Source organism: Flagellimonas sp. (assembly GCF_965233845.1).
Classification (GTDB): domain Bacteria; phylum Bacteroidota; class Bacteroidia; order Flavobacteriales; family Flavobacteriaceae; genus Flagellimonas.
In genome coordinates this window covers 2,542,251-2,553,758 of record NZ_OZ247584.1, presented here as the reverse complement: position 1 = coordinate 2,553,758, position 11,508 = coordinate 2,542,251, and the positions used below count along the sequence as shown (strand labels likewise).

Genomic DNA, 11,508 nt, shown 5'->3' with positions numbered 1-11,508 from the left:
CTTAAAATCGGGACCACAATGGATTCAAACAAATTTGACCTGCAACTACCCTCTTTTTTGCCTATCGAAACCAACACCTTGGAATATTCCCTTTTTCTTTTGAATCTATATCTTAACGGGTATGGGTCAAAACACAAGCCCTACCAAATTGACTATCACACCTTGTTGTTGAGCTATCACTTTTGGGGAAAGAAGAATTTAGACGAGTTCTGCCAAAATCAAACATTGAGCTACTTTTTGTTGCACCCTAATGATGATTCCGCTGAGGCTCGGGAGGCTTTTTACATAGAAATCAGGGAATTTTTATCAGGAAATTAATTCCTTTCAAGCTATCGCTTTAGTGTAAAATGACCCTTGAAAGACCTACCGTCTTCCAAAGAAACACTGAACCAATAATCCGAAGCAGGTAAGGGCTGGCCGTTCCAGCTGCCATCCCAACCCGGGGAAGCGGGATCGACTTGAGCTAGGAAATTTCCGTATCTATCAAAAATATAGACAATGGAGCCGGACTGGATATCTGCACTGATACCTTGGATTTGCCAATAGTCGTTCACATTGTCGTTATTCGGAGTAAAGAAAGCAGGATGTCCAATAACGGAGAACTGGAATTCCACCACCTCACAGCCATTAATATCCCTAGCATAGGCTTTATGGATCCCTGGAGCCACATTTTCAAATACGTGACTTCTTTGGAAGGGTCCAAAAGGCGCATCTACCGAGAACTCAAAATCTCCAAATTCTGCCAATTCCACTGTTGCCGTGGTTTGTAAGCTTACCAATCCGTCAACATTCACGGTTAAAATCTCTGGGGGTTCTATCGTTGCGACCTCCACGGTTTTGAAAGCTTCGCATCCAGTGCCATCGGTCATGGTCGCCTTTAAGGTATAGGTTCCTTCGGCTGGAATGCCAAAAGTTTGGTTTGTACTTAAAATGTTTCCATCGGCATCCATCCATTCATAGGTATAAACATCTTGGACATTCGTTGGACCAAAGGAATACGGTAGCTGATTTTGACAGACCTCTAGATTAGAATCCAAATCAAAAATTGGTCCTTCATCCACAACCAGTGTTATATGCTGTCCAAGTCCAATACAGGCATTTTGATCTTCGCTGTCTACTCTCACCCATAAATCCTGCTGACCAGGAGATAGTACATTTCTATAGCGCATTGGGTCTATGGCTTCCAACTCTGACAAGGCATCTTCCGCAGATGCATAATAGCTGACTTCAAAATTACTGCCCGGAGGGAACAAGGCAAGAATAGTGTTGGTAGCACTGCTAAATTCAAAGGTTCCTACTCCATCCGTATAGTTGTCATTGACACCATCATCGCATGCCGTGACCTCTATGTTAAAATCACTGGGAATGGCCGTACTTACAACACTTAAATCCAGTGTAGTAACACCAAAACAGCCCAATTCATTTTCCACTCTCACAAAAAGTTGGGAGCCCAAGGCATTGGAATAGGCCTCTGGATTGGCAACAGGACTGGAACCACCTCTTGCCCCTCGCTCACTATCATGAAAGCTAAAAGTGAGTCCATCAGCCGCATTGATCAGGGAACCCGCTTCAAACAGATTAAATTCTGAAAACCCGTCCCCATCGGGATCGCACTGCACCAATTGGGCCGGATTTGCCAAGGGCAGAGCCGTTACTTCAACTTCTTTGGTATAGGATTCCACTTCTGCGCCTTTGGTAATGGTGGCCGTAACAAGATAGGTGCCAGGAACGGAATAAACATGCTCTGGAGATTTATCGATCGTGTTCAAAATGGGAGATCCGTCTCCAAAGTCCCAGGCAATGTTATCTGGGTCAGGTAAAAAGTTAGTGGAGAGTTTGGTAAAGTCGCCAACACAGGCTTCCTCATATTCAACCCGAACTTGAAAATAGGATTGGACAAAGGAGGGAAGTCCTTTCCAACTGCTATTGCCAATTGGTAAACCGTCTTCCACATAATTGCAGGCCGCTCCAAGCTCTTTTGGATTGTTGATTACCCCTAGGTGACGTCTTTGAACATTCGCTTCATAGATTTTTCCGTCTATGGCCAACTGTAGGGCTGTGGGGTCCACTGGAGATTCTGCAATCTTTTGATAATCGTTGTTTCTCTCCAAATCTATCTGGACCAAAATACTGCCGTCATTATCATGCCCGCTAGGGGGAACATCACCATTATTGAAACTACTTACCGTGGCATACAATTTTTTGGAATCCGGAGAAAACTCCACTCCGTAGGCAAAAACAAAATCATCATCCATTAACTGTTGGGCATTGGAAATTACACCTGTCAAAATATCAAAATTGAAGAGGTAAAGGCTGCCCGGAGAGTGTCCGCTGGGATCCACGTTGTTCATAAAGTTGGCCATGGCCAGTTTGGTTCCGTCAGGGGACATCTTTATCTGTCCCTTGGCATTTCCCGAATAGGCTCCTAAGTACATTAATGGACCTACCTGTGATACAACGGGTGTTTCGTTAACCCCATTTTCATCCACTTTAAATGAATAGAATTTGTCATGAAAATGTGCTATAACCCAATAAATGTCTTCACAAGGATCCTTGATAGCCGTAAGTTTCTGGGAGCATTTCAAAGCCCTTTCAAATCGGTTATCCGGGTCATAGGTAATCAAATGGGCCCCGCGGCTACTGATGGTTCCTGGCCCCGTCATGTTAACCTCAAAAAAATTGAGTCCATCGCCATTCCAAACTATAGTGTCAACCGTTTCGTAGTCGTCTGTAATAAAAAGATAATAGAAATTTGGAAATCCTGGTTTGGGAACAATAATGGAGGACTGTGTACTGAAATTGCTCCCTGATAGCGCCCTACTTCCAGGCATGCGCCTATGCAATCTATTGTAGGCTACTTCTGCATCAGTGTAAAAAAGAAGATTCCCTTCTTCGGTAGCTATGGTTGCAGAACCTTCATAGGTGTCCATGCTGCTACCGACCAAGGATTGCGGAACAAGGCTATTGAAGTCCAGACCTGCAAATTGGCCAAAATGCCATATGGCCGCCTCCCTATCTTGAGCACACACCAATCCAAACCAACATGCCATGAGCAATGTAAGTGTTCTTTTCATAGCGAAATCGGAGTATTATTCCTTTCGTATAGTGATGAAAGTAAATAGCTATCAACTCTAAATATAATGATTTCAGTGTTTTGGGCATAAAGAGGTGCACAAAAATGGGTTTTCATCCGATTTTTATGGATGAACAGATTAGATTAAGAAGCAAATTGTTTTAAAACTCTTCTGTAGGCCTACTTAGGTAAAATTAATGGAAGGGATTTACCGTTTGAGGGTAAAATGGCCCTTGAAGGACCTACCATCTTCCAAGAAAACCGTGAACCAATAGTCTGAAGCTGGGAGTGGCTTACCGTTCCAACTGCCATCCCAACCCTCGGAAGCTGCGTCCACTTGTGCAAGGAAATTGCCATATCTGTCATAAATGTAGACCATGGATTGGGATTGGATATCCGCGCTTATTCCCTCTATCTGCCAATAATCATTTACACTGTCATTGTTTGGTGTAAAGAAAGCAGGATGCCCAATAACAGAAAACTGGAATTCCACCACCTCGCAGCCATTAATATCCCTGGCATAGGCCATGTGCACTCCTGGAGGAACATTTTGGAATACGTTGCTACTTTGGAAAGGACCAAGCGGGTCGTCCAAAGAGAATTCGAAATTTTCAAAGCTTGCAAGTTCCACGGTGGCTGAGGTTTGTAAGCTGACCAATCCATCCACCTTTACATCCAATATTTCCGGAGGATCTATGGTTGTGACTTCTATTGTACTGAAGGCTTCACATCCCGTACCATCTGTCATGGTTGCCTTAAGTGTATATGTTCCAGCACTTGGAATATCAAAACTTTGATTGGTGCCAAGGATAGTTCCCTCTGTGTCCGTCCATTCGTAGGTATAGTTGTCCAGCGGGTTTCGGGCACTTATGGGATAGGGTAATTGGTTTAGGCAAACCTCAATGGAGGGTTCTAAATCAAAAATGGGTCCCTCATCAATAGCCAAAGTTACATGCTGTCCCAATCCAATGCAGGCATTCTGATCGGTTCCATCCACCCGCACCCAAATATCCTGTCTGTTAGGCGACCCTACATTGCGGTATTGTGTTGGGTCTAACGGATTGGTTTCTGAAAGTGCATCTTCTGAAGAAACATAATAGCTAACTTCAAAATTGCTATTGGCAGGAAACAGGGCCATTATGGCCCCTGTTGCACTACTAAAGTCAAAGGTGCCAATGCCGTCGGCATAATTGTTGTCCACCCCATCGTCACAGGCCCTAACCTCCAATTGAAAATCACTTGGTATGGCAGTACTGACAACTCTTAGGTCCAATGTGGTGACATCAAAACATCCAAGGTCATTCTCAACCCTTACAAAAAGTTGATTGCCCAATGCATTGGAATACGTTTCTGGATTAGCAATTACGCTGGTACTTGCCCTGGCCCCCCTCTCGGTTTCATGAAAACTGTAGGTGAGTCCTACTGTAGCATTTATTAGAGAAGCTGCCTCAAATAGGTTGAATTCTGAGAATCCATCGCCATCTGGGTCACACTGTACCAACTCAGCAGGGTTAGCAAAGGGTAAAGAGGTTACTTCCACTTCTTTGGTATACGTTTCCACCTCCGCACCTTTGGTAATGGTGGCAGAGACCAGGTAAGTGCCTGCACTGGTATATACGTGTTCAGGTGATTTGTCCAAAGTATTCAATACAGGTGAGCCATCACCAAAATCCCATTCAATATTATCAGGGTCTGGGAGATAGTTGGTGGAGAGCTTTGTATTGTCCCCAACACAAGCTTCTTCGTATTCAACCCTCACCTGGAAAAAAGATTGCACAAAAGCTGGAAGCCCTTTTTGACTTGCCCTACCCATTGAAAGGCCATCTTCAACATAGTTGCATGCGGCTCCAATTTCCTTGGGATTATTGATAACTCCAAGATAGCGTCTTTGAATATGGGCCTGGTAGATTTTGCCATCAATTGCCAGTTGGAGGTCCGTGGGGTCTACAGGAGAATCGGCTATTTTCCGATAATTGTTGTTGTCCTCTAAATCCACTTGGACCAACATGCTCCCATTGTTAAAAAAACCACTCGGTGGCACATTTCCGTTGTTAAAACTGCTTACAGTGGCATACAGTTTTTTGGAATCTGGCGAAAACTCCACTCCATAAGCAAACACAAAATCGTCATCCATTAATTTTTGCTCATTGGAGACCACTCCTGTAAGTACGTTAAAATCAAAAACGTATAGGCTACCCGGTGCGTGACTTTCCTTATCCACCCCATTCTGAAAATTAGCCATGGCCAAACGGGTTCCATCCGGAGACATTTTAATCTGCCCTTTAAAGTTCATAAAGGGTCGACCGAGTTCCACGGCCGGTCCCACCTGAGAAACCACGGGTGTTTCGTTCACTCCATTTTCATCAATCTTAAAGGCATAAAATGAATTTTTAAAATGCGTGACAAGCCAATAAATCTCTTCACATGGATCTTTGATAGCTGTAAGTTTTTGCGAGCACTTTAGTGCCCTTTCAAATCGGTTGCTGGGATCATAGGTTACCAGATGGTTGACTTCGTCCTTAATGGAACCTGGACCGGCCATTCCCACATGATAATAGTTCAGTCCTGAGCCGGTATATACAACAGTGTCCACAGTTTCGTAATCGTCCGTGGTAAACAAAAAATAATTGGTGGGATTGGAAGGGTCCGGGACTATAATCGCAGATTGGGTACTTCGGGTACTACCTACTAAGAACCTACTACCTGAAATAAGCCTGTGGGAGCTGTTATGCGCACTTTCTCCATCAGCATAAAATATCAAGCGTCCTTCCTCGGTAGAAATGGTCGTTGTGCCCTCAAAAGTATCTGTGGCTGATCCTGCCAATGAACGAGGGGCCAAACTATTGAAATCCAAGCCTGCAAACTGTCCAAAGTGCCAAATCGCAGCTTCCCTATCTTGGGAAAAAGCCAGACCGGTCCAAAATGCCATAAGTATTAGTAGTGCTCTTTTCATGGTCAATTTGGATAACTACAGGGAGCATAAATCCTTGAATTTGAGTAGCTATCAAAAATAAATATAATGAATTCGTACTACTGGATTGAAATTGGGTGACAAAAACAGTTGGATGTCCAAAAAAATGGATGAAATGAATAGTTTGATAAATCTGTTCAAATTGTATATTTGCACTCCCAATTTGTTCAGTAAAACTTGGAAATTGGGTATTGTTTATTGAAAATTGTTGACCGAAGGTCAATACCGGGATGTGGCGCAGTCTGGTAGCGTACACGCATGGGGTGCGTGTGGTCGCTGGTTCGAATCCAGTCATCCCGACTTCTAACACTTTGTTAACAATTAAACTCTGGTAATCATCTGATTATCAGAGTTTTTTTTTGTTTTTAGATTCCCATAAAAAAGAACTGAATTTGTGTTAAAATGACCTTCAAAGGTTACCTAATTTTTAAATGTTTTTGGTAATCCAATGTTTATGGGCCTTTCGAGACTAGGTTCGAGGGAAGATGCGACGCTGCATTTATCTAAAACTGTTTTACATTATCCCAGAATATGTTCAGTCTATCATACCAAGACACTTAAAATAGATCATTTGGGGAAAAGGAGACTCCAATTTCATAAATGATACCTCTGGAGTATTTTCAATTGCTCTGAGGAGGGTTGGCGATTAAAAATACTGTTTCAAAACCTTGGAATTCCATATTCCCTAAATGGAATTTCTTAAGTCTTTTTATTTTCCTCCATTGTCTGTGTTCTTATTGTATTCACCATCCAAAAAGATTCCACTCACAGCTATGTTCTTACCGACATTATACGCTTTTCGCACGTCGTCTTCCAAACTTCTGATTTTAGCAATGGAATATTCAGATTTACCGTGCGAATCAATTTGCTTTTGAACTATTTCTATCCCTTCGGGCTTGTTTAAAAGTTCTTCAAGAAAGGTTTTCAGGTTGTCCAGGGCATCATTGCTTAGAGCCAGACCCGCTGCATAAATAATTTCCACGGCAAGCTTATCAAAAACCGCACTGGATCGTAGTTCATTGGCAGATTCGCCAGTAGATTTTCTGTTAGCCGATATATCCACAGTAGCGGGCTCTACATTTTTATCCTCTGTGATAGCGGTGTCCGATGAATCAGAATCACTGGAACAAGCAAAAATTACAAGGAACAATAAAACACGAAATAAGAATCGTAGAGCCTTCACGTATTGGGTAATAGTTAGGTAAATGTGTGAATTGGTGGGCTCTGATAACAGTTTTGCTCCAATAATATTATCCAAAAATCCATAACAGACTAATGGTTGGCAACCTACATATATCGAGTTAATTTTTGAGAAAAAAAATCAAAAAAAATGAACCCTTTTGAAAATCCTTACGTAGATATTTCTGATTTAAACCCCATAAAATTGGTAATAATGAAAACTTTTAATTTGTTTAAGAAAAAGAATCAACTCAGTTTACTATTAGGAGTATTTTCCCTAATCGCATTAAGTTCTTGCTCCAAGGATAATGATGGAAGTTCACAGGATACCTATAGTACACAGGTGTCAATTACTGATGCCCCAATAGATAATGCCAACGTTAGTGGTGCATTTGTGACCATTACCGATGTACGTGTGGATGGTCAATCTGTGGAAGGATTCAATGCAACTACATTAGACGTTTCAGCGCTTCAGAACGGTAACACTACCATTTTGGGGAACATTGACTTGGAGAGCAGAACCTATTCCAACGTCAGTTTGGTGTTGGATTACGCCAATGATGTGGATGGCAACTCCCCTGGATGTTATATTCTAACCGCTGATGATGTAAAACATGCATTGGTTTCAAGTTCGGAGGAAATCAATATCAATGATTCCTTTGAAGTGGTCCAAGGAATATCCAATCAATTGGTAATTGATTTTGACCTTAGAAAAAGTATAATAGCTAGCGAAGGTTCTTCATCGGATCAGTTCGATTTTGTGACCAATGCCGAGCTTAAAAATAGTCTACGACTTGTAAACCGCCTTAAAACGGGAACAATTTCGGGTACGGCAACAGATTCCCAAAATACTTCAGAAAAAATTGTGGTCTATGCTTATGAACGTGGATCTTTTAATGCGGAAACAGAAGCCAACGGACAAGGTTCGTCCAATGTACGTTTTGCAAATGCAGTGACCAGTACAGTGGTCAATTCAACAAATGGGTCCTACCAGTTAAGCTTTTTGGAAGAAGGCGAATATGAACTGCATTTTGCTTCTTACAATGATGAGGATGACGATGGAAAACTTGAGTTCACATCAATGCTCTCAGCTGAATCAGTGGCATCCTTGAACCTATTGAACCTTCAGGTAGATGCAAATGTGGAACTTACAGCCAATATATTGATTACAGGAAGTCTATAATACGGAAGAAAGTGTTCTCACATCAATGATTTTGATGTAGTTATTCTCCAAACCGCTGACATTGTCAGCGGTTTTTTTATTTCATAAAGATAAGTAACGACCTCATTTCTTATTAACAAAATTTTAACATATAAAACAGAACCTCCCCATCCATACTCCGTAGGTAAGGCAAAGAGTAAAAATTTAAACAAAATCAAAATGAAAAAAACAACTAAGCTATTGATCGGGATGGGAACGCTGGTAGTGACCGGATTAATTCTTCTCGCTGCAGATCATATCGATGCGCCCTCATCTATGGGTACTACGGCAGACATAGCAGATTTCTATGCTTTTGAACCTTCCGAAGGTTCCGACAACACAGTTTTTGTGGTAGACGTACAGTCTAACGTCCTGCCAGAACTTGCTTATGGCACCTTTGATGAAGATGTCCTATTGGAAATCAACATTGATTTGGATGATGATTTAGTGGAAGATATGGTCGTCCAAGCCATACCACGAGATGGAAGAATGTACTTTTTTGGACCTGCAGCTCCAAACCAGACTGGTCTGAACAGTGGGGTATTAACGGATTCGCCATTGGGAGATGTTGAAATCTCCGGAACAACAGCAATTGTGGAAACTACTTCAAACGGAGTTTCATTGTTTGCCGGCCCACGACAAGACCCTTTCTTTTTCGATTTTTTCCAGTTCAACGCCGTCATTGATCCAGCCACAGATTCAGCACCGGGAGGGTTTTCCGCTCCCGAAGATGCAGCAGACACTTTTGACGGTGCCAACACCATGTCCATTGTAGTGGAAGTCCCCAATAGTCTTTTGGGCACACCAACAGCTACAAATGCTTTGGGACTTACAGTGTACAACACTTGGGTAACATCAAATAGAAAACAATAATTAATTCCAAAAAAGACAAAAATGAAATACGATAATATAAAACAACTGATTTGGTCATTGGTATTGGTTGCCGCTTTTTCTTCCTGCAGTAACGATGACGATATGCAGGCTATGGTGCCTAATGCGACTTGCGATGATGGCATTATCAACGGCGACGAGACAGGTATTGATTGCGGAGGCTCTTGTACACCGTGCGAGACCATGTCAATGGATCCAGATTTTAGCGGAACTTATACCCAAGTGGATTTTATGGGACGACCTGGAATCAACACTACTTTGAGCTTTGATATGGATGGGCAGCCGAGTGTCAAAGATGCCCATAATGTGGCTATACCATCTGAAATGGTAGCTGCATTTCAAACTGGTTTTCAGGCAAGATTGGAACAATACCATGATGTCTACGCAGGAAAATTGGGTCTTGATCCAGCAGATGTGGATTATGAAGCCAATATTTTAGGGTTGGATGCCGCAACCTTGACCACGGTTTTGGCTGCGGATATTTTGGAAGTGGCCCCGGATTTGCCCACTACATATTTTGATCCCGGAACCGATAACGACAATGATGGTAGCATACTAGTGCCAGATGGAGATGAAATAGCGTTGACAGGAAGAAAACTTACGGATGATGTCATTGATGTTTCCTTGATCCTCTTTTTTGGAGGAGCCGAAGGTGATCGCTTTAGCGGTCAAGACACCAACATGGACGGGACTGCAGATCTACCCCGTTTAACTTCGGACGGAGTTGGATTTACTGGGGAAGTCCTAACGGATTTCCCATATATAAGCAACCCTGAATAGCTTATGGGGGCTATGAAGAGGAGAAAGGGAGAGAGCTTAATGTTCTCTCCCTTTTGTAAAAAGGAATGTTCAAAATAATTAAAATAGGGAGATGAGACTAGTATTGACTTTAGTTACAATTTTTATGGTGATTTCATGCACTACCAAAGAGCAGGAATTTGCTACCAACCCAAACGACTACAAAAAATATTTGATTACGGAAGCGCCAAAGACCACATCCAAATACTTTGAACTTTGGAATTCCAAAATTACCCCGGATAGCACCCAGCTATTAAGTTTTGGTAATGTGGCCAGTGAGTACAACAGATACTTTAAAAACACGGGGGATATTAAATTTTTAAAAAAGGCGGAAAAGGCGCTAACTAAAGCCGTTGAAATTGCCGCAATCAATAAATCAGGGTATTACAGGGCCCTGGCCAGAAATTATATTTCCCAACACCGATTCAAGGAAGCTCTTAAAATGGCCAAATCTGCGAGAAAATTGGGAAGTGGTCTAAACGAATCGCAAAGCTTGCTGTTCGATGTGCATATGGAGCTGGGCAATTATAAAACGGCCCACAAATATTTGGATAGTATTAAAAACATGTCAGATTTTGGTTATCTGATACGTGTGGCCAAGTGGAACGATCATAGGGGGGATTTGGACACAACCATCACCTTTATGCAAAAGGCAATGCAAAAAGCAGCATCTGCAAAAAACAAACCCTTACTGATTTGGACCTATTCAAACCTTGCAGATTATTATGGACACGCGGGAAGAATAGAAGATTCCTATAAATATTATCTAAAAACTTTGGAGTTGGATCCGGACAATGCCTATGCAAAAAAGGGCATCGCATGGATCGTGTTTTCCCATGAAAAAAATGGTGAGGAAGCACTACGTATTCTGGATGCAGTGAACAAATACCATATTTCTCCCGATTATTATTTGTTGAAGGCTGAAATTGCCCAATTCATGAATGACACCTATGCCGTTTCCCGTAATTTTGACAGCTATTACAAAATGATACAAAATGAATCCTATGGCGACATGTACAATGCCCATAATATTGAATTCTACATTGAGCAAATGAAAACCTACAAAAAGGCCCTTGACTTGGCACAAAAAGAAGTGGAAAATAGGGCAACACCCGAAACCTATAGTTTATTGGCCTACGCCCATTTGAAAATCGGCAATACCAAAAAAGCCCTACTAATTGTTCAGGAATATGTAACGGGAAAAACCTTTGAACCCGCAGTACTTCTTCGTGCTTCAGAGATTTACAAAGCTTCGGGAATGGTGGACCAAGTTGCCGCGCTAAAGGAAGAATTGACGGGAGCCATATTCGAATTGGGGCCACTATCCAAAGACAGGATTGCCGCACTTTAACCCCAACCTGTCCGCAATCACCCAAATGTAAAATGCAAAACAAC

The 11,508-nt window shown here is 42.1% G+C and carries 8 protein-coding genes and 1 tRNA gene; 6 read left to right on the top strand and 3 right to left on the bottom strand.

Annotation, left to right across the window (positions count from 1 at the left end):
* Positions 1–18: 18 nt before the first annotated feature.
* On the top strand, positions 19–318 hold the full coding sequence (locus ACO6S0_RS11185) for a hypothetical protein (protein WP_422348464.1): 300 nt from the start codon (positions 19–21) through the stop codon (positions 316–318).
* An 11-nt stretch (positions 319–329) separates the two neighbouring features.
* Here the strand turns inward: ACO6S0_RS11185 and ACO6S0_RS11180 are convergent, their stop codons facing one another.
* Together ACO6S0_RS11180 and ACO6S0_RS11175 are read right to left on the bottom strand one after the other, a co-directional pair.
* A complete protein-coding gene (locus tag ACO6S0_RS11180; protein ID WP_422348463.1) occupies positions 330–3,074 on the bottom strand; it encodes a T9SS type B sorting domain-containing protein in 2,745 nt (914 codons plus the stop codon).
* 207 nt (positions 3,075–3,281) lie between these two features.
* On the bottom strand, positions 3,282–6,026 hold the full coding sequence (locus ACO6S0_RS11175) for a T9SS type B sorting domain-containing protein (protein ID WP_422348462.1): 2,745 nt from the start codon (positions 6,024–6,026) through the stop codon (positions 3,282–3,284).
* Between the two features lie 244 nt (positions 6,027–6,270).
* On the opposite strand from ACO6S0_RS11175, the gene ACO6S0_RS11170 reads away from it, so the two are divergent.
* Positions 6,271–6,344 (top strand) — tRNA-Pro (locus tag ACO6S0_RS11170).
* 409 nt (positions 6,345–6,753) lie between these two features.
* Here the strand turns inward: ACO6S0_RS11170 and ACO6S0_RS11165 are convergent.
* Positions 6,754–7,194, bottom strand: coding sequence for a hypothetical protein (locus ACO6S0_RS11165; RefSeq protein WP_422348461.1), 441 nt, complete (start codon positions 7,192–7,194; stop codon positions 6,754–6,756).
* Between the two features lie 243 nt (positions 7,195–7,437).
* On the opposite strand from ACO6S0_RS11165, the gene ACO6S0_RS11160 reads away from it, so the two are divergent.
* From ACO6S0_RS11160 to ACO6S0_RS11145, 4 genes are all read left to right on the top strand, one after another.
* Positions 7,438–8,406 (top strand): DUF4382 domain-containing protein, encoded by a 969-nt coding sequence (locus ACO6S0_RS11160; protein WP_422348460.1) that lies wholly within the window; start codon positions 7,438–7,440, stop codon positions 8,404–8,406.
* A gap of 198 nt (positions 8,407–8,604) precedes the next feature.
* Positions 8,605–9,297, top strand: a complete 693-nt coding sequence (locus tag ACO6S0_RS11155; protein ID WP_422348459.1) for a DUF4331 family protein — start codon at positions 8,605–8,607, stop codon at positions 9,295–9,297.
* Between the two features lie 21 nt (positions 9,298–9,318).
* On the top strand, positions 9,319–10,095 hold the full coding sequence (locus tag ACO6S0_RS11150; RefSeq protein ID WP_422348458.1) for a hypothetical protein: 777 nt from the start codon (positions 9,319–9,321) through the stop codon (positions 10,093–10,095).
* Between the two features lie 91 nt (positions 10,096–10,186).
* Positions 10,187–11,464, top strand: a complete 1,278-nt coding sequence (locus tag ACO6S0_RS11145; protein WP_422348457.1) for a tetratricopeptide repeat protein — start codon at positions 10,187–10,189, stop codon at positions 11,462–11,464.
* The last annotated feature ends 44 nt before the right edge of the window (positions 11,465–11,508 follow it).